Annotated in this window: 20 protein-coding genes, 1 pseudogene and 1 other annotated feature; of the genes and pseudogenes, 12 read left to right on the top strand and 9 right to left on the bottom strand. The window is 44.8% G+C overall.

Going from position 1 to position 19612, the window contains the following annotated elements; translation table 11 throughout:
* Positions 1-2 precede the first annotated feature (2 nt).
* The gene (locus MKY24_RS05780) at positions 3-1010 is read right to left on the bottom strand and encodes a substrate-binding domain-containing protein (RefSeq protein ID WP_339201578.1); all 1008 of its coding nucleotides are present in this window, start codon (positions 1008-1010) and stop codon (positions 3-5) included.
* A 218-nt stretch (positions 1011-1228) separates the two neighbouring features.
* Here MKY24_RS05780 and MKY24_RS05775 point away from each other — a divergent pair, with 218 nt between their 5' ends.
* Complete coding sequence (locus MKY24_RS05775) at positions 1229-2455, top strand: acyltransferase (RefSeq protein ID WP_076157774.1); 1227 nt, start codon at positions 1229-1231, stop codon at positions 2453-2455.
* A gap of 262 nt (positions 2456-2717) precedes the next feature.
* On the opposite strand, the gene MKY24_RS05770 is transcribed toward MKY24_RS05775, so the two are convergent.
* The gene (locus MKY24_RS05770; protein ID WP_076157770.1) at positions 2718-2903 is read right to left on the bottom strand and encodes an aspartyl-phosphate phosphatase Spo0E family protein; all 186 of its coding nucleotides are present in this window, start codon (positions 2901-2903) and stop codon (positions 2718-2720) included.
* A 238-nt stretch (positions 2904-3141) separates the two neighbouring features.
* Positions 3142-4539 (bottom strand): helix-turn-helix transcriptional regulator, encoded by a 1398-nt coding sequence (locus MKY24_RS05765; protein ID WP_339201576.1) that lies wholly within the window; start codon positions 4537-4539, stop codon positions 3142-3144.
* A 198-nt stretch (positions 4540-4737) separates the two neighbouring features.
* Here MKY24_RS05765 and MKY24_RS05760 point away from each other — a divergent pair, with 198 nt between their 5' ends.
* From MKY24_RS05760 to MKY24_RS05750, 3 genes are all read left to right on the top strand, one after another.
* Positions 4738-5184, top strand: coding sequence for an AbrB/MazE/SpoVT family DNA-binding domain-containing protein (locus tag MKY24_RS05760; protein WP_339201574.1), 447 nt, complete (start codon positions 4738-4740; stop codon positions 5182-5184).
* 215 nt (positions 5185-5399) lie between these two features.
* Positions 5400-5855 (top strand): MarR family transcriptional regulator, encoded by a 456-nt coding sequence (locus MKY24_RS05755; RefSeq protein ID WP_220027180.1) that lies wholly within the window; start codon positions 5400-5402, stop codon positions 5853-5855.
* A gap of 167 nt (positions 5856-6022) precedes the next feature.
* Positions 6023-6901 carry a hypothetical protein gene (locus MKY24_RS05750; RefSeq protein ID WP_028543180.1) on the top strand — a complete coding sequence of 293 codons (879 nt, stop codon included), beginning with the start codon at positions 6023-6025 and terminating at the stop codon, positions 6899-6901.
* 56 nt (positions 6902-6957) lie between these two features.
* Here the strand turns inward: MKY24_RS05750 and MKY24_RS05745 are convergent, their stop codons facing one another.
* Positions 6958-7470 (bottom strand): hypothetical protein, encoded by a 513-nt coding sequence (locus tag MKY24_RS05745; protein WP_339201572.1) that lies wholly within the window; start codon positions 7468-7470, stop codon positions 6958-6960.
* 392 nt (positions 7471-7862) lie between these two features.
* On the opposite strand from MKY24_RS05745, the pseudogene MKY24_RS05740 reads away from it, so the two are divergent.
* From MKY24_RS05740 to MKY24_RS05725, 4 genes and pseudogenes are all read left to right on the top strand, one after another.
* Positions 7863-8105, top strand: a pseudogene (locus tag MKY24_RS05740) (hypothetical protein); the annotation flags it as partial.
* An 82-nt stretch (positions 8106-8187) separates the two neighbouring features.
* On the top strand, positions 8188-9261 hold the full coding sequence (locus MKY24_RS05735) for a polysaccharide deacetylase family protein (RefSeq protein ID WP_339201571.1): 1074 nt from the start codon (positions 8188-8190) through the stop codon (positions 9259-9261).
* 177 nt (positions 9262-9438) lie between these two features.
* Positions 9439-10374, top strand: coding sequence for a hypothetical protein (locus MKY24_RS05730; RefSeq protein ID WP_028543184.1), 936 nt, complete (start codon positions 9439-9441; stop codon positions 10372-10374).
* 75 nt (positions 10375-10449) lie between these two features.
* Positions 10450-10686: an NHLP leader peptide family RiPP precursor gene (locus tag MKY24_RS05725; protein ID WP_013309068.1), complete on the top strand. Its 237-nt coding sequence runs from the start codon at positions 10450-10452 to the stop codon at positions 10684-10686.
* Positions 10687-10785: 99 nt separating this feature from the next.
* On the opposite strand, the gene MKY24_RS05720 is transcribed toward MKY24_RS05725, so the two are convergent.
* Together MKY24_RS05720 and MKY24_RS05715 are read right to left on the bottom strand one after the other, a co-directional pair.
* Positions 10786-12675, bottom strand: coding sequence for a sensor histidine kinase (locus MKY24_RS05720; RefSeq protein ID WP_028543185.1), 1890 nt, complete (start codon positions 12673-12675; stop codon positions 10786-10788).
* 132 nt (positions 12676-12807) lie between these two features.
* The gene (locus MKY24_RS05715) at positions 12808-13095 is read right to left on the bottom strand and encodes a hypothetical protein (protein WP_023987328.1); all 288 of its coding nucleotides are present in this window, start codon (positions 13093-13095) and stop codon (positions 12808-12810) included.
* A 183-nt stretch (positions 13096-13278) separates the two neighbouring features.
* Between MKY24_RS05715 and MKY24_RS05710 the strand changes: the two genes are divergently transcribed.
* Both MKY24_RS05710 and MKY24_RS05705 read left to right on the top strand, forming a co-directional pair.
* A complete protein-coding gene (locus MKY24_RS05710) occupies positions 13279-13539 on the top strand; it encodes a hypothetical protein (protein WP_023987327.1) in 261 nt (86 codons plus the stop codon).
* 91 nt (positions 13540-13630) lie between these two features.
* Positions 13631-13810 (top strand): hypothetical protein, encoded by a 180-nt coding sequence (locus MKY24_RS05705; RefSeq protein ID WP_028543186.1) that lies wholly within the window; start codon positions 13631-13633, stop codon positions 13808-13810.
* Positions 13811-13899: 89 nt separating this feature from the next.
* Here MKY24_RS05705 and MKY24_RS05700 read toward each other — a convergent pair whose 3' ends face one another.
* Genes MKY24_RS05700 through MKY24_RS05690 form a run of 3 tightly spaced genes read right to left on the bottom strand, consistent with a single transcriptional unit; the run spans position 13900 to position 16144 of the window.
* Positions 13900-14571: a hypothetical protein gene (locus MKY24_RS05700; RefSeq protein ID WP_028543187.1), complete on the bottom strand. Its 672-nt coding sequence runs from the start codon at positions 14569-14571 to the stop codon at positions 13900-13902.
* 24 nt (positions 14572-14595) lie between these two features.
* Positions 14596-15267 (bottom strand): GNAT family N-acetyltransferase, encoded by a 672-nt coding sequence (locus MKY24_RS05695; RefSeq protein WP_023987324.1) that lies wholly within the window; start codon positions 15265-15267, stop codon positions 14596-14598.
* Between the two features lie 16 nt (positions 15268-15283).
* Entirely contained in the window at positions 15284-16144 is an 861-nt protein-coding gene (locus MKY24_RS05690; RefSeq protein ID WP_028543188.1) for a carbon-nitrogen hydrolase family protein, read from the bottom strand.
* Between the two features lie 161 nt (positions 16145-16305).
* Positions 16306-16577, top strand: a binding site (T-box leader).
* 87 nt (positions 16578-16664) lie between these two features.
* Here MKY24_RS05690 and MKY24_RS05685 point away from each other — a divergent pair.
* Both MKY24_RS05685 and MKY24_RS05680 read left to right on the top strand, forming a co-directional pair.
* Positions 16665-17747, top strand: a complete 1083-nt coding sequence (locus tag MKY24_RS05685) for a bifunctional 3-deoxy-7-phosphoheptulonate synthase/chorismate mutase (RefSeq protein ID WP_013309063.1) — start codon at positions 16665-16667, stop codon at positions 17745-17747.
* Between the two features lie 236 nt (positions 17748-17983).
* Entirely contained in the window at positions 17984-19606 is a 1623-nt protein-coding gene (locus MKY24_RS05680; RefSeq protein WP_339201570.1) for a nucleoside hydrolase-like domain-containing protein, read from the top strand.
* Positions 19607-19612 lie beyond the last annotated feature (6 nt).

Here is a 19612-nt window from a genome sequence, read left to right as displayed (position 1 = left end):
ATTTATTTCGCATAATAATCATCTACATTCGCCCGGGTGACCACGGAAATCCCAGTATCTACCCGCACGGGCAGCGGAGTGTTGTCGCCAGAGTAAGAAGGTGCAGGAATCGTTAAATGATGATGCAGATGGAACAAATATTGAAGCGACCAATAGCCCATATTCCATGTTCCCTGGGCAATCGTTGCCGAGATCGTCCCACCACGAATCATATCCAGTGTCGCTTTATTCGTATCAAAAGAAATGATTTTCAGCGGATGGCTGTTTTTTTGACTCAGTACCGCTTCACCCACACCTGTTCCTCCCGTTGCATCGGTCACAAAAATGCCCGCCAGTTTCGGATAAGCTTTCATCAGCCTTTGCGACTCATCCCGGGATACCATCGCGTCTGCGCGGCCATCTGCGACTTCCACCACCTTCATCGCAGGATACTGCCGCTGAATGGTATCGCGAAATCCACGCGAGCGTTCTTCATGATTTTGCTGTCCAGGCAGTGTCAGAACAGCGACTTGACCTTCTCGTCCCAACAGCTCTGCCATCTTATCCGCAGCGGTCACGCCCGCCTTATAATTATCCGTGCCCAAAAAGGAATACGCACGACTCCCCGGCGCTCCGGCATCAAACAGTACTACAGGAATGCCCGCATCCAGCGCCTTATTAATCACCGGAATCAGGGAGTGAGGATCAATCGCTGATATGGCAATCCCTGCGGGCTTACGAGCAATCGCCTGCTCAATAACGGTCGTCTGCTCCTGCGCATCATAACGGGTAGCTCCCCGATACTCCACAGTCACCCCCAGCGCATCCCCAGCATCCTCGAAGCCCTTGAGCCCGCTTTTCCAATACTCCAAACCAGACTGGAAGGTAATCATCATATAGGTTTCTCCAATGCTGCCTCGTAGCCCCTTATCCTCCCAAGTGCCATTCAACGGGCCAGATTGTTCATACCTGAACACATAGAGAGCAAAGGCCGCAATCAACAGCATATATACCAGCAGCGTTTTTTTCATCCTTCCTCTCCTCTTCCTGTGTGTATCCTTAAGTTATAAATTCACTTTAATTTATTCTGGTTTTACTTAGATTGTAAACGCAATCATATCAAATTGGAACTACTTCACTCTTCTTACTTTCAGGTGGCGTTAATCCTGCACTAATGTTTCTACGTTACAATACCTACAATTGTGCTAGGGAAAACATGTGCGTATCTTGAGGAAAAGGAGTGATATGGATGAGCAAGCCGCGTATCGCGGAGTGGACAGAACTACGGGGCCTTGCCTACCTCGCTGTCGTGCTTCAGCATTGCATTGGCGAATATATTTATCGCAGCGACATCCAACAGCCAGATTCTGTTATGCTCGCGATGCTGTATCATTTGACACGTTTTGGCACACCGACGTTCGTTTTCCTGTCTGCGGCGCTACTTTTTTATAATGGCAACAAACCGATTGGTTATCCTCGCTATATTGGCAGGCGGTTTCGAGATATTTATGTTCCTTTCCTTTGCTGGACTGTTATTTATTGGGTATGTACTCAGAACTGGTCAACGGCGCAGTGGGGAAATATTTATTTTTACAAAGGTATGTTCGAGGAAATGATCATCCCCGTCAGCGGATATCATCTATGGTTTGTAGTGATGATCTTTCAGTTTTATATTTTGTTTCCTCTATTTTCAAAAGCAGCCGGGCAGGTTCAAGCGTTTCTACGTCGTTACAGCACGAAAAGACGCAAACAGCTTGTTTTGGCTATTATGCTGATTTCCGCTGCGGTTTATGCTTTGCTGTTACAATGGTCCTACTATGACATGTCTGCATGGAGCACTGGGTTGCCGTCCTTTTGGCAGACTCTGCTGGATTATCGCACCTACAACTTTGTCATGTACTTTTTCTATTTTATGCTGGGCGCAGTATGTGCTTACATGACAGACACCTGGCGTGGACTGGCCAAACAGACGTTGCCGTGGAATGTATTTGTCTTTATTGGTTTGTTCATGCTCATGGGTCACACGATGCTGATCCAGTCGGGCGATACGATCAATCTTAATATTTCCACCTATTTGAAGCCAAGCACCTTTGTTCTAATCGTGTCGCAGTTGCTTTTATTGTACGGACTGCTGCTCCATTTGCAAAAAGATACGCGATCCGAGCCGTTTCGCCGTATGCTGAACTGGATCGGACGTTATTCTTTTGGAGGATATCTGGCCCATGCGCTCGTACTGGCCTTCATATCCTACTACACCCGCCCGCTTGCACTGGGCGATCATCATTTTACAGCTACGCTCATTACGTTTATCGTCGTGGCAAGTGTTTCTCTGGGCATCAGCTGGCTCTTTGCCCATCTGCCTGGAGGCAACTGGATTGTTGGTTCCAAAGGCAGACAGCGGTTGAAGTGGCACTCGTTTCGCTTCCAGTTCCTTTCCTCCAAACGTGCTTCCAAAAGCACGCAGGAGCTTGGCTAATCTGTGTCTGTGTTTCAGCATGGGGTTATAATTCCAATGGACTTTGGCAGGGCTCACTTATTGAGCTCTGCTTTTTTTGTTGCCTTAGTATGCCGTCCCCTCAAAAAAATGATTAACATTTTATGACATGAATATGTATTTTATTTTAAAATAAGTCATTATATAGAATAATAATAAACATTACGCGGAAGAAGTCATAGTTTTGCATAAAAAGAAGGGGGAATGAACCGAACATAACATCGTCGTTGTTAATGATCTAGCTCTAAACATAGTGAGGCAGCTTCTTGGTCTGAAACATACGGTTGTACTGATTAATCAGTTCATCCAAAAGCATAGACTGCTCAAGTACACAAGCATGTCCGAAGCCATACTCTTCGTAAAGATCATGCAATTGTTGTCTGGCGTGTTCCATCTGTTGAATTAACGGCACCGTTTCATACCTGTTCATCCTGCATACCTCCTAATGAATTTTATTTTAAGGAGGGATGTACAAATACGTCATAATCTTTTTTGAACCAAAAAATTACAAAATAATACAAAAAGAGACCAGCGATAAGCTGGTCCAGGGTAAAGAATATGAAGATGATCATTACTTGGATCACATTCCACCAACGTGTCCTTGTGTTTGGATTGTGTCATGGCTTAGATTTGCAGTTTGAGCTGGTACTGTGAATACCAGTAAAAAGCTAGTTACCGCTAAGAAGAAAGCCATCCTTTTGATCATTTTTCTCCCACACCTCCTCATAAATAGTTTGGAACCGAGCCTGTGTTTTAGGAGCCGCATGTGCTTTGAAATGATAAAATAATCCAAAACAATTGGCAATAAGTAGTACATGGTTAATTGTAACAGCTTTTTCAAACGCGTTTATTAAACATTTGAAACCATATAGATATCTGCCTTTATTTAGGCTGTACTTGGCCATTTTGTACCAGAAGCGTACGTATTCTTCCGGTAAAACTTGTTGAGTATACGTATCAGAAGATGATGGTTCCTGATACGCTGCAATTTGGGACTCAAAGCGCCGGAGGATATGATCTACATCTACATTATATCGATTAGCTACTTCAAGGACGTTCAGTAGCTCGGCAAAAATCTCTTTTTCGGCAGCCATATGTTCTACGTAATCCGGCAGAACACTGATGTCCCCGGACATAAGTCTATTGACGTACGTATTAATTTTCGCCCATTGCAGATACTGCTTCTTCCAATAAAGGGACTCGGAATCTTTTTCCTTCACCCAACTTAGATCCGCATAACAATGAATGTGTTCTAATGCTTGTTCATGATCTCCTTTTGCATCGCAAGCACTAGCACACATTAGTCCAGAATAGGCTATGTAAGTAAAAAACGGTCTAATTGGCTTTTTTTGCGGCTCTGTTCCTTTTCGCTTGGAGTTATAAACCAAATTATATTGGATCTGTCCTAATTGACCCATTTGAGATGAAAATTCATACACCTTGTCCCACATACTTAGTGACCTATACACGTTCGCTAAATCTTTTAATGCATCTAATTGCTCTATCTCGTCTAAACGATCAACAAAAGGGGCAAATTCAATGGCAGCCTGAAGATTTACAGCTCTATCTTGTCCAATATTGATTTGGAACAAACGATACTGGCAGATCGCCAATCGCTCTGAATGCTGCTGCTTCTCACTTTCAGCCACCTTTTTGTAAAGGTAAGCCGCTGCTTCATTATAACCGTCTTTGTATACATTTTCGGCAACTTCAAAGAGTGATGGCGGATAATTAGGGTTATCCAATAACAGAATTACCACTCGCTGCAAGCAGTCCAGTCGTCCTAGCTCAATGCAGCGGTATAGGAAAGGGCTGATTTTTTTCCAGTTGAGCGGAGATTCTTCAATACATTCTTCAATATAACGCTCGTAAAAATAATCCGGTGGTAAATTCATTCCCGCAGTAATACTATCCAGTTGGTGAACAGAAATAGATCGGTTACCGGTCACAATGCTACTAACTGTACCTACATTCAAATCAATCGTGTGACCAAACTTGGTCATCGTTAAGCCTTTTCGTTTCAAATAGGTTTGAATTTCTGCCTGTATCGTAGGTGTGATTTCCATGGATAAACCACCCTTTCAGCATTTTCATAGAATTTCAATTTCAATAAACAATATAGTTTGGAAACTAATAGTATAATTATAGATTTTCCTTCACGATAATACCATCTTTTGGAACAAACATAAATGCTTTTACTTTATTGATTTTTATATTTTTATTAGGAGATCATTGGATGTTGGACAATGGAAGGAGAGGATCATTTGAAAAATACAGGTATGACACGTCCCTTGGATACGTTAGGCCGGATTGTTATCCCTAAGGAGTTGCGAACCTCTATGGGTATTCAAGCTGGTGAGTCTTTAGAATTTTATTTAGATGTTGAAACAGGATTATTGAGTATGCGGAAGTATATTGGAGTCTGCTGTCACTTATGTTATTCGGTTCAGGATTTAAGCTATTTCAGGGATTCATTTTTGTGTAAAAAATGCATAAACGATCTGAAGGGAAACATAGGTGTAAGTCAAATACCTGTTCCTGTTGTTAAGGAACCATACAAAGAAAAACGAGCACATCGGTCGCCTTCACAACATTTGGTTGAAAAGCTAAGAAGACTTATGCGTGAGCATCCAGCAGCCAAGCAAGGTGAATATGCTGAATGGCTCGGCGTGTCCCAAGGCCGTATTTCCCAGCTTAAAAAGCTATTATAGGTATCGCTCAACTCATATTCTAGCAAAGCTAAATAACCAGTCGCTGGTTGATTTCGTGCGACTGGTTATTTCAACTTTTCATTTGTAGGAAGGACTACAGGGGATAAATCATGATAGACCGACAGAGCTGACTGCTGTGACAAACATCTCTGACAAAACCGGTTATTTTTTGAGATAGTGTAGATACACGAAACAGTACAAAGAATGGGGAACTTATGACAACGACAAGGAAGAATAAGAAATCTTCGCAGGAGCAATCAGCCTCAGTTTGTACCTGCATTAATCTGCGCCGTTCCTCGATGGCTGTTACGGGACTGTATGACCGGTATCTGGCCCCGAGCGGACTCAATATTAGCCAATTCTCGCTGCTCAAGCACTTAACTGCGCTGGGACCGGCAAGTGTAAGCGAATTGGCGCTGGAGATGCGGCTCGACCGGACAACGATTGTGCGCAATTTGAAGGCGCTGGAGCATAGCGGATATGTGGAGGATACATCTGCTGAGGGCAGTCGCAACCGCTGCCTTACTCTGACGGAGAGTGGAAGAACGGTATACAACGACGCAGCCGAGCTTTGGGAGGAGGCGCAACGTTTTTTGCAGGAGTCATTGGGAAACGGGAATCTGCAGATACTGACCTCACTCTTATCCAAAATTGAACATTTGGGTTTGTGATTAGCCGCCTACTCATACATGAAGTGTTGCTCAATTCGTGTATATACACGAAAAAAAGAAATGTTTCGCGGTATCAAGGCTGGTCAGTAATATATGTTAGCCCGCCACAAGACTTCTGAAAGGAAGCTTTGCTGTGAACAATAACCACGGAGAGGGATGTGGATAGGATGGTTGAATCCGTACCGGATATGAGAGAAAACATCGTAGCCGAGATGAAAACCTATGTGAGCGAAGACAAAGGCAATGTTTGTGAAGAACTACAGAGTCCTTATTACGAGGAGCCGATTATTCAATTTGCCGCGGGCAATGATCCTTTGTTTGAGGAGTACAAAAGAGTGGTCGGGCCCGACCACGCCACGCCGCAGGAAGCATTTGAACGTTCCTTTGGAATGGGGAGTTTTGATGGAGGCACCGTTATCAGCGTTGTGCTGCCGATCAGCGAGACGATTCGCAAGGCTAATCGTGCGCAAAAAGATAGAGCCTCAAGGGAATGGGCGCTGCTGCGGACCTTTGGCGATGAATATTTTGTACAGTCTGCGAGGCGGCATTTGGCGGGATACTTAACAGGCCTTGGTTACCGTGCAGTTGCACCGCTGGATACGGATTGGTACAGCATCTATGGTGCCACAGGGGGGCCGATCTCCAACTGGTCGGAGCGCCACATTGCATATGCTGCAGGTCTTGGCACCTTCAGTATCAACGACGGCTTCATCACCGAAAAAGGAATTGCCATCCGCCTGCTGTCCGTGGTGACCGATCTCAAGGTGCCGCCTGATGCCAGAGCATCTTCAGTCACAGGCCATACCGGAAACTGCCTGCTGTGTAGCAAGGGCATCTGCGGTGTGTGCATTACCCGCTGCCCTGTGCAAGCCATCAGCAAGGAAGGCGGACATGACAAGATTGCTTGCATGAAATTTGTGTACGGCCAAGCATCACGGGACTTTGCGGTTCTAAACGGCGGCGAGGCCAAATCAGGTGCCGGCTGCGGACTGTGCCAGACCAAGGTGCCCTGCGAGAGCAGGAATCCGATGCGGACCGCCCGGTGAATATGGAAACCTTGAGGACCGCCATTCTCAAGGTTTTTTAGTGCAAAAAGATACATTTAGTTTTCGTTAGTCGAGGTTGAGGGCGTCCCTGCCTCATGTTTTAATTGAGCTTCATTCGAAGCCCCGGACTTACGATCGAATGTAATCGGGCCTTTACGGTTCACAAGCCGTTTCAAATCCACGGTCATTTCATTCTTCAATTTATCAATAAGCTGATCTTCTTGGATGCCTTTGCTTTTAGCAACCTCGGCCAATGACTTCCCTTGTCCCAGTTCTTTCTCTAATTGGACAGGAGTGATGCCCAGCAGCTTGGCTACTTTCTCGTTGAGATGGTGATTCAAGCCGCCAGGCCGTTTGCCGTGTCTATGTCTGTGAACATGCCCATGCCCGTGGTCGTCCTGTGGTTCAACATTCCATTGGCGTGCTGCCCCTTGGATAGAGTCGTTGGGAGTGAGAGTTTGCAACGAATTACTCGGTTCCGTCCCGAAAGCTCCAGCTGCACCCGCAGTGCCATACATCATCACTCCTCCATACAGAATAGCAGCGGTCAATTTCCATTGTTTTTTCATGTTGCAGACCCTTCTTTCATCCTTTTTAAAATAATATTTTCTTTTCCCGCTATTTTTATTCATATTTTCGCCTGTTAAGTAACCATAAGACGGGAAAAAGAAATTATGAACATTGCTATCACAATTACACCCAACCTTCGATCTACACGCGCTCCTTGGGAACCCTATCCTGTAGAGTGAGCAAGAATGAATAACTATACTTTCTACAATATAACTTGAAATTTTTCAAGTTATATATTAAGGAAAATATGATAAAATCAAATTGTAAACGTTTACAATTTGATTTTTGGAAAGACATGTTGCATCAAGCTACTACAGAATGCACTGCATCATAGTGAGGCTACAGGAGAAAAGTCCAATGAAACAAAAAAATAAGGTTATTTTTATGGACATCCAAACGCACGAGCAAAACCATATCGGTCAGCGAGCACTTCAAAAAGTGGGAAGACATGGACAAGATGTATGAAGCTTCACTTACTGTAGAGGGATACCAAAGCAGTCGGAGTGCCAATGTAACTAGTAATACAATTACGATTGGCGGCAATAATGGCACCAGAAACCAAGAGATCGAGCTCGTTGTAACAGCCGATGACGGGACATGGGATGCTTATATTGACTATTTGGAGATCGACTAAAATTTCAAATCTAGTAAAGAGTTGAATCGGTTCGGAGTATCGGAACATCCATACTATATTAAAATAGCTAGGAGGTAGACCCATGTTTATAGCTAAAGCAGGAAAATGGACGGCGATTATGGCAATCACCTTGTCTTTATTCACTGGCTCGCTGGTGATCTCGAGCAACCAGGCGCTTGCGGCTGATTGCTCGAGCGGTTATGTAGCGTTAACCTTCGACGATGGTCCCAATCCCTCTAACACCAAAGCGCTGCTTAGTGCTCTGAAGCAAAACGGTTTACGCGCGACGCTCTTTAATCTTGGACAAAACGCGCAGAATAATCCTTCGCTTGTACGTGACCAGCAAGCAGCAGGCATGTGGATCGGTAATCATTCATGGTCACATCCGCATATGACACAACTGAGCACATCGCAGATGTCATCGGAAATTACACGCACGCAGCAAATGATACAGTCCATTACTGGCACGGCACCAAAGTTGTTCCGTCCTCCGTATGGCGAGACCAACGCAACCCTCAAATCCATTGAGACCCAAAACGGTCTTACCGAAGTATTGTGGAACGTTGACTCCCAAGACTGGAACGGCGCCTCCACCGCACAGATCGTAGCTGCTGCGGGCAAACTTAAAAACGGCGATGTGATCCTGATGCATGATCAGTACCAGACTACACTCCAAGCTATTCCACAAATTGCACAGAACCTCAAAAACCGTAACCTTTGCTCTGGTATGATCTCACCAAGCAATGGCCGGGCAGTAGCGCCTGATGGCGGAAACGGCGAAACGCCGCCAAACAAAGGCACAAAAGTGGAAGCAGAGAATATGACCAAAGGCGGTCAGTACACTTCAAATATCAGCTCGCCGTTCAACGGAGTGGCTTTATACTCCAACAATGATTCAGTGAAATTCACACAGAATTTTACCAGTGGCACCCATAGTTTTTCACTCCGTGGTGCTTCAAATAATTCCAACATGGCCAAAGTTGACTTGAAAATTGGTGGACAAACGAAGGGTACCTTCTATTTCGGCGGGAGCAGTCCTGCGGTCTATACTTTAAACAATGTCAGCCATGGAACCGGAAATCAAGAGATTGAGCTTGTTGTAACAGCCGATGATGGGACATGGGATGCTTATATTGACTATTTAGAGATCATCTAATTTTAAAAAAACAAAATCCCGGCGGGATCTTCCCAGCCGGGATTTTTGTCGATATCCTTTTTACAACATTCTCAATGTAAAAATAACAAAATCTTGAAAATTGCAATCTGTTGTATAATGGCGGTTAACAACTAGAAATCGCTATAAAAATATTCATAAGAGATGCAGGTGATAGCGATGGAATGGTATTTTGCATACAAAGACGAATTGGAAAAAGTATTTCGTCAAGCGGAGGAACGGACGTCCACGTTTCCAGCTCCCTTTCAGCAAGAGGGTTTGGACTATCTGGCGCGTTTTAATCCGTTGAGGGAAGACAGCACGCGTAATTACATATGCTATTTGCTTCCATTTTGGCTGCAAGAACTCACCGGACTCCCCCCCGAAACATGCCGCAAGCTGTCACTTGGCAACGTATTCGTCATGGCTCACTATTTAATTCAAGATGATGTGATGGACACAGCAGCAGACAACCGTAAAACGCAACTCGCGTTAAGCCAGCTATTCTATACCGAGTGTCTAAGCGTATATCGGGACCTTTTTCCGGCAACCTCTCCTTTTTGGTCATATGCCCGAACGTATATTGATGAATGGGCCGTTAGTGTGACATCCGAAGGAACAGAGGACTATTTTCAAGGGGAAAGAAATAAGGTCGCGCTGAAAGCAAGTCCATTAAAAATGGCCGGAACGGGTGCTTTACTGCTTGCAGGCCGTGCCGATCTGATCCAGATCATTACAGATATGACGGACTTGGCGCTACTCGTGCTTCAAATGTCGGATGATTGGGCGGATTGGTCAGAAGATTTGGTCGAACATAGCTATAACTGTCTTTTGTCCCATATCAGTGCCGAGCAGAAGACGGCTTACTGTGAAGGATTGGGACCCAAACAGATTCAGGAAGCGATTTATGTACGCGGTGCGCTCGCCAACTATGTGAACATTGCCGATCAAGCAGTCCAACAGTTAGAGACCCTGGAGCCTTCTATCCACGGCCTACGTAGTTTTGCACATTCTATCGCAGCGGAGCTGGGCGAAGTGGCGGCGGAAATTGAAGGCGGACGCTCGCATTTGAGAAGAGGCGGACTTGATTACTGGCTCTCCAAAAATATGAAATAATGCTAGATTTTTCTGAGTCTTTCGTGGTATACTGACTAGGTAAATATAACCAATTGAATGAGAGGGTGATTTTTGATGGCTACTGAAGTTCTTCAAACACAAGTCATTCAAAAAGCTTGGGAGGATGCCAGTTTCAGAGAGAAACTGATGACAGATCCCAAATCTGCAATTCGTGATGTGTTAGGAGTCGTGATCCCCGATCATATCCAAATCAAAACGTTAGAGGAAACGCCTGATCAGTTTTTTCTGGTAATTCCTCCAGACCCCTCCGGTGTACTCGCTGCATCCCAGAAACCTCGCTCGATGTGGTAAATTGGTTGTTAATGCTTATTTAATCTATATTCCTTAATCTCATGTGGGTGGGCTCAGCAAGCTTCCCTCCGTTTTCTCCGAATGCAAAAAAGCCGGATATTATCCGGCTACGGGGAAGCGGATGGTCGCTTCCGTTCCCACCCCTTTTGCACTTGTAAAAGTTATTTTTCCATTCATCGTTTCAATAATCCGAAAAGTCACCATCATCCCCAAACCCGTGCCTTTTGTCTTATTCGAGAAATAAGGCTCACCTAGTCTGGATAAAGTCTGAGCATCCATCCCTTCACCATTATCCCGAATATGAATGACAGCTTCTCCGTTGTCCACATAAGCCCATATATGAATATGACCCTGGTCTCGCAGCGCTTCAATGCTGTTTTTGATAATATTGATGAACGCCTGCTTGAACTTGGAGGAATTCCCGCGTACTTTGATTTCCTGGGGAATATCCAGTGAAATTTTTCCACCTTGCAAATTAGCCATTGGACTGATGATTCCTTCAATATGTTTGAATTCGTCCAATATGGTCAACGTTTTGGTTTGGTCAAACTCTGGCTTGGCAAAAGTCAAAAAATCAGTAATAATCGCGGAAGCTCGATCCAGCTCCTCCAGAGCGATATGTAGATAGTCTTTGTTTTTTCCATCCTCCTGCTTGCTCATCAACTGAAGAAATCCACGTGTAACCTGAAGGGGATTACGTACCTCATGAGCTACAGATGCAGCCAGATCGCTAATAATCTCCATTTTCTCCGAACGTTGAAGCTCATTATTGAACATCTCCAGTTCTCTGGAATACCGAACCACCTGCTTGTGCTTTTCTGCCAGTCTTCTGCCCAAAATCGCGATCAACGCCAGTACAAAACCGAACACGCCCCATTTCCACAAAAACATATTGTAGTGTCCGTCCAGAATAAAGAACCAGCTCAGTTCCCCGATAGAGATGACTGCAAAAAATGCAAAGCCTGTCGATAAAATGATCGCTTCGTGATCACCCTTAAGTGCCATGCGAACCGAAGCAAATACCAGCAGTATCATTAAGGCGACGAGTAATATACCCAGGATGACTACACTAAAAAAATAATATATATCGTTCAACCGCTCCTGTGCTCCTAAATTAACAATCATCATGGTAAAGCAGAACAAAGAGTAGGCGGTTAACACCTTTCTGAATTTGCGAATCAGTATAATCGAATTGATATTTTGCTCAAAAAAGTAGGCTAATGAAGGTAGCAGAATAAATAGTGCCACATCAAAAAGTTGTAAGTACAGCTTGCCATAGCCGCGATAGAATGTATACAAGAATGGTGAATACGTTACGATCATCAGACCAATAGACAATACAATCGCACTTAGGGACAGCCACATGGCCATACTCGGACGGAACAGAAAAAACGAGCAGATCAGTAATACCAGGGCGATAAAGATAAACGTACTGCCCAGTACAATATCTAAAACATCCATTCTGACCAAGGTTCCCAATAAATCACGATAATCACCGGTCATCACATTGCCGATAATGCCCAGTCTATTCTTACTGCTTTCCGTCCATATGTATAATGTTTTACCGCTGTCTTCCGGCTTCAGCGGAATCAGAATACGATTATTCTCATAATTGTACCCACGGTAGGATTCGTAAAAATTGGTCCCATCTTTATACAGCGTAATATGCCTGCCATAAATATTTTCAAAAAGTACCGCTGGCGTTTCATCATTTAACGAAGGTAACTTAATACGAATCCAGGCGGAGCCTATATTACCGGGCTGCCTAAGCAGTTGTGTATCATCTTCAATATGCATCCAGACCTTGCTGCGATCCTTTACCTCATCTAAAGAGCCATCCTCGTCTACCGCTCCCCATCTCATATCCCAGGAGGGTATTTTATAATCCCTTTCCGGGGTCATTTTGGCCGCATAGGCGGAGTGGCCCAGCGACAACAGCAACACAATGACCGCTAGCAGGGTGGCGACAGCTTTGGGCACATGCCTCATGTTAAGCACCTCAAAGTTACATAGTAGGATTTACAAGTTTGTATACGTTTTAACATTTTTTACGTCCTGAAATTATATTATTCTATACGATGATGTGCATACCTTCTTCATAAGAAGGGTATCATGTTCTTTTTACTCATTTTTTGTAAAATCTTCATATTGATTAATGATCATTTCCTGTTCGCGCCGCTCTTTCTGCTCTCTAAGCCCCAACCATGGTTCACAATCTTCATCTTCATAGATCGTCCAAATATCGGAAAATAAATAATCGCGTATTTCTACTATTTTTCCGGCTTGTCCGCCATCTGTCCAGTATAAGCCTTCCGGGCGCCGAATGAGGGTGCGGGAAAATCCCGGGGTAGATGCCTTTTGACCTACTCGGATACGACTAATCATCGGACCAAACATGTACCATTCCAATTCATATCCCTCCCTATCTTCTTTATCATATCACAGCAGTTACCAAAAAAACGCTAATTGAGAATGGGCATATCCCTATTCGCATGATTTTAACTTCCTACAGACACACTAACTCAAGGTTTAGCCGTTCTGCTGTTTGGGTAAGGTCGGAATAAGCAACAAAAAATAAAGGAGCTGAGCAACATGGCCAATCGTGATGATCGAGCTAATGAGCTACATGACAATGATTTTGAGCCTTCTCTGCAAAATGCAGAAACCAACTGGGAGAATCTGACGGAAGGGCCGGATACTCCTCTGGAGGACGTCCCAGATGCCGATGAACTGACACCGAACAGTCCTGTCGATCCTTCTGCTCCTGCTGAATTCCTGCATGGTACCGATTTGCTGAACGGTACGGATGGAGACGAAGAAGAGCAACTGGACAGCGACGATATGCTGGATTAACCACTTCATTTTATCAGGTGAAAGAAAACGGTTACCAATTCTGGTATGCGGGTAATGAAGTGTATAACAGAAAGGAGTTGACTGATCTCCTATGTATAAAGATCCGATGTCTCAGGCCGATATGGAGTATAAGCGCTACAAAACCTTGAATCCTGTGGAAGCAGACGAACGTAGGACCGCGGACAAGACAACTACAGATGATATTTCGGCCGAAGATAACCCACGAGGAGTCGCATCTGCGAAGCCCGAACCCAGGGATCAAGGAAAATGAAAGGGTCAATTAGAGAATGCAAAAAGGGTGCAACCTAAGCCACGCAGATGATACATGGCTTGAGTGCACCCTTTTTGTACTTCATATGTTTACAATGGCAGCAATGCTACTGTCGATTTAGCTTCCAATCCATCTACCATTTCGTTCCAGACAGCAGGCTTGTTCGGCAATACTGTATAGTACCGACGTATAAAAGCTGCCACCAATTTGGCGCTCACTTCTTCCACGCTATCATCCTCAGGCATAAAGCCTAAATTCAGCCCTTCTACTGCTACACCATCGTTATTCCAGGACGGATGTACGTAGTCCAGATCCAAACGCTTATAGCCCAGATGAGATAGCACCTCACGTCGCACGTACGGGTCCATTGGCTTGACACCACCAAAGGGATGCTCGTTGCCACGGTAAGGGTCATAGATTTCAGCAAACATCCCCTGTAACTGCTGTCCGCTGGCCTGAGCAAGCGCGTGCAAGTCATTCTGGCGTCGTGTCCAAAGAAAACGGCCAATGCCCAGTCCCGGTTGTCCGATGATCGTAAAATCTGTCATAGCTACATTAAAGTCCTCATAATAACGATACTCTGTTGCACCAACTACCTTATCATCCTGTACCGCAACAAAGACACGAATACCCGGGTCTTCCAGCGGTTCCTTCCACAGACTGTACTCCAGCACTTCCTCTGGTGGAAATACTTCCTGCATTAGCTGATGCATGCTCGCAAACAAGGGGTCTTCAATATGAGTAATGCGATGATATTCCATAGGATAGGACACGCTCCTCTACAATTAGTGATGGGTATGAAACGGATTTCGCCATTCCATGAGGGCAGCATAATTACGCGATTGTTCATCATCCAAATAATTCGGCAGGATACAAACAGGCACCCGTCCGCAACGAAGCAGAAAAGTTAATACCGGGTCCTTCAGCTCACCAGACACTACGGCATCCACATACGCTTCTGCGCTCAATTGGTCGGCATGATGCTGATAACTAGGCATACGCCCCGCGCCCAGCAAACGATCCAGTCTCCGTTCAATCACAAGATGATATAAGGAAAAAATCAGCCATTTGCCCAGACCCAATCTGCGGTAAGCAGGACGTACCGCCAAATCAATCACATACAGCGCCTTGCCGTCCTCACAATGCGTACGAATATAACCGTCATCTGCTACTTCCTCCCATGTATGCTGGGGATGTTCGGGGTTATAATGCATCAGTAGGCTGGTTACCGAACCCGCCAGTTCCCCCTCAATTTCCACACACAGCGCTCCATCTGCAAAATGCTCTGTCTGGCTAGCAATCTGCTCCCGGCTCCATAACAGCTCCTGCGGATAAGGTGGGGGGAAGCTCTCCTGCTGAATACGCAGCAATCCCTCATAATCGGCTGTAGAATAATTACGAATCACCGCCCGTAGCGGCCGATCGCCGTCAAAGATGAACCATTCTTTGCGATACATGGCTTATTTCCTTTCATTAGCTCCAGTCTGTGTATAAATCTGTTCTACGGTCACGCCAGGTTGTAACCGAGCCCCGCTCGCGCACATCGTACAACAGCTGCAAATCGAGATCTGCTGTCACAATCATATCGTTGTTCAGTTCACCCTCCACCATAATGCCGCGTGGCGGAAAAGGAATGTCATTGGGTGTAATGACTGCGGCTTGTCCATAATTGGCACGCATAAAATCAACCGTAGGCAAAGCGCCGACAGTTCCCGTTAAAACGACATACACCTGATTTTCAACCGCTCTGGCGTGGCTTGTATATCGTACCCGGTAAAATCCGTGACGATCGTCCGTACAGGAAGGACAGAAAATAATATCTGCTCCCTTGGCCTTCGCCATGCGAACGATTTCGGGAAATTCAATATCATAGCAGGTCAGCATCGCTATGGTGCCCTTGGACGTCTCAAACACATTCAGCCCCTCACCGGGAGCCATATTCCATTCATGCACCTCTGTCGGTGTAATGTGAATTTTGTCCTGAGTGGCCACACGCCCGTCCGGGTAAAACAAATGTGCCGTATTATATAAACGTTCGTTTCTCCTAACTACATGAGTGCCACCGATAATATGCATCCCGGTTCGACGTGCGAACGAAGTGAATAATTCAAGGTACCGGTCCGTAAAATCCGGCAGGTAGTTGATCGTCAGAGCTTTGCCTTCACTATCACCAATCGACATAAGCTGGGTCGTAAAAAACTCGGGAAACAGAACAAATTCCGCGCCAAATTCCTCCGCTGTTTTGATATAATGTTCCGATTGCAGGGCAAATTGCTCGAATGAGTCAATCGTATGCAGATGATATTGAACCGCCGATACTCTGATTTTGCTCATAATTCCTCCTCGGACATCACGTCTTTTAGATTGCAAGGGGGTCCCGTTGCTGTTCACATTATAACCGATTCAAAACGGTGCGAAAACTGAACCTGATAATCAGGGCTTGCCTTCTGCACCTACTTTGTTTAAAATAAGGTCAAATCTTTTGAATACCATGAACAAAGACAGTGACGGAGACAAGTAAACGTCTAACGGATTCCCACAGAAAGGTACGAATTGCTGAGAGCGTACCGCAATCCCGCGTTGAAATTCACTCCCGAGTCGAGCCTTGAACCGACAGAAGGATTCATTCCTTTGTCCGCAGTAGAGGTTTCCGGAAGCCCCCGTTACGGGCATCAAGCTCAGAAGTTACTGCCGTCGACTGAACGACGTTGACGATTCGTATGTATACTTCTGTAATTAGGGTGGTACCACGGCATTCGTCCCTTGCGACGAGTGCCTTTTTGTGTTATTTTCTGCAAGAAAAGTCCATGGGCTGACAGAAAAAACAAATTTAAATTTGGGAAGGGTGTACTGTATGTCTACAAATGAAAATTCTTTGGAGCTGCTGCGTGAACAGCTCGATGCTACAAATTTGCAATTGCTGGAGTTGCTGTCCCAACGCGCTGAACTGGCGGGACAACTTGGAAAATTGAAGGAAGCTCAAGGGGTACCTGACTTTGATCCGGTACGTGAGCAACAAATGCTGGACAAGCTGATCGCGGCTAACCGTGGGCCTTTTGACGATGCTACGATTCGCCAGCTGTTCAAAAATATTTTCAAGGCTTCTTTGAACTATCAAAAAGAAGAACACAAAAAACATCTGATCGTCAGCCGCAAAAATCAACCGGATAGCACAGTTATCAAGGTTAAAGATACGCTGGTGGGCGGCAAAGCCTCCATTATGGTCGCAGGTCCCTGCTCGGTCGAAAGCTACCAGCAAACTCGCGAAGTAGGTGCGGCTCTCAAGGAAGCCGGTGTGCCGATTCTGCGTGGTGGTGCGTTCAAACCACGTACGTCTCCGTACGATTTCCAAGGACTGGGCGTGGAAGGACTGCAAATTCTCAAACGTGTAGGCGACGAGTTCGGGCTGGCTACAATCAGTGAAATCGTCGATCCAAGACATTTGGAGGAAGCGATCCAATACATCGACATTATTCAAATTGGTGCGCGCAACATGCACAACTTTGAATTGCTCAAAGCTGCAGGTGAAACTAGAACTCCGGTTCTGCTCAAACGCGGACTGGCTGCCACAATGGAAGAGTTCCTTCATGCTGCTGAATACATCGTTTCCCGTGGTAACACGCAAGTCATGCTGATTGAACGCGGTATCCGTACGTACGAAAAATGGACGCGTAACACGCTGGATATTTCCGCTGTTCCGATTTTGAAAAAGGAAAGCCATCTGCCTGTATTGGTGGACGTGACTCACTCCACAGGACGCAAGGACATCCTGGCCCCCTGCGCCAAAGCTGCCCTGGCTGCTGGAGCTGACGGTATCATGGTGGAAGTTCACCCGAACCCGGCAGTCGCTTTGTCCGATGCTCAGCAACAGCTGAACATTCCTGAGTTCCACAACTTCCTGTCTGAAGTCAAAGAATCCGGTTTATTCAAAGCGTAAAACTAATTTTATGCCGGGATTCATAAACCGCTTTCATTTTCTCGGACAATGATGTAAAATTGAATCAGGATTGTGACTGATCATGCAGGCAAAACCTAAATGTATGTATGCTCGACTTTTGTTGAGGCATATATATGTTTAGGTTTTTTTTATGCCTAAATCTTGAATAAAAAGAATACCTACATGGTTATAATCCTAAAAAAACATCATAGGAACGTTCAGAGAGGGGAACAGAAATGAGAGAAAGAAAAGGGTTAAGCATTTTTTTATTAGCCATGATTTGTATTTTGATCATCAGTGGCTGTAGTAGTAAGGCTCCCGCCGTTGTGAAGGATGAAAGCGCTGCTCCAACAGAAAAACAAACGGAAAATAAAGTAGAAAATAAAGCAACCAAGGCCAGAACGGTAATCACTACCGATGGAGAAGTAGATGATATGAACTCTGTCATTCGCTTTCTTCTTTACTCCAATGAAATGGATTTGTCGGGGATTGTACTGACTAGCTCCGTATATCATTATGCAGGTGATGAAAAGGCTGGCATCAAGCCATTTAGATGGACCGGAACGCAATGGGTAACGGACATGATTGATGCCTACGGAGAGATTTATCCCAACTTAATCAAACATGCCGAGGGATATCCAAAGCCTGAATATATCAAGAGCGTTACCAAAATAGGTAACATTTCAAATAAAGGTGAAATGGACAAAGAAACGGAAGGCTCCAATTTCCTTAAAACACTTTTCATGGACGATGACAAAAGAGATTTGTACGTACAAACTTGGGGTGGAACCAATACCACGGCCAGAGCTTTAAAGTCCATTGAAGACGAATATAAAAATACAGATCAATGGGAAACGATTCGAAAAAAAGTAAGTGATAAACTCGTACTGTACATCATTCTGGACCAGGACGATAGCTACAATAATTACATCGCTAAAAATTGGCCTGACATCAGAATTATTAATGATCAATCTAACTTCTGGCATTTCGCTTATGCTTGGAAAATGCACACAGAAGAAGTAAACAGCAAGTTGCACGGGGAATGGAACTTCAAAAATATTAAAGATGGTCATGGCAAGTTGCTCAATATGTATGCCTTGATGGGCGATGGCAATATCATCAAAGGCGAGTTGGATGAAGAACAAAGAGGCAGTGAAGCCTACTTAAAGAAAAATCCACAATACGACAAGTATGACTTTATTTCTGAAGGTGATTCTCCATCCTTCTTCTATTTAATTGATAACGGATTGCGGAGTATGGAAAACCCAACCTATGGTGGCTGGGGAGGTCGTTTCGGTGTCGTTAACGATAAATTATTTAGAAATACCGTGTTAGATTATGATGTGCATACGAAAAAATTCGAAGCAGAGTATTCTCTGATGCGTTGGTTTGATGATATTCAAAATGACTTTGCTGCTCGTGCAGATTGGGCTATTGCATCCGACTACAAAGATGCCAACCACAATCCAACGTTGACCATTAAAGAAGGATTAGACCTAACCGCTAGTCCAGGGGAGAAAATAACCCTGCATGCAGAAGGTTCAGATCCCGACGGTAATCAATTGACCTATAAATGGTGGAGATATTTTGAAGCAGACACGTATGAGGATTCTAAAGTAAAACCAGCACAAGTTAAACCTGAATTGCTGGGGGAAATGCAGCTTGGGCTTCATCGAGAAGTAGCTAAAGGCGAGAAAGTAAACACGATTGACTTGCAAGGTAGTGATACGAATGCAGTTAGTTTCACAGTTCCTGCAGATGCTAAGTCAGGGAATACACTTCATATCATTGCAGAAGTACAGGATAATGGAAAACATCCTTTAAAGCATTATCAACGTGTGATTGTAACCGTAAAATAATTGAAC

This window comes from Paenibacillus sp. FSL P2-0322 (assembly GCF_037975315.1).
Classification (GTDB): Bacteria; Bacillota; Bacilli; order Paenibacillales; family Paenibacillaceae; genus Paenibacillus; species Paenibacillus polymyxa_B.
This window is presented reverse-complemented; position numbering and strand designations above follow the sequence as displayed.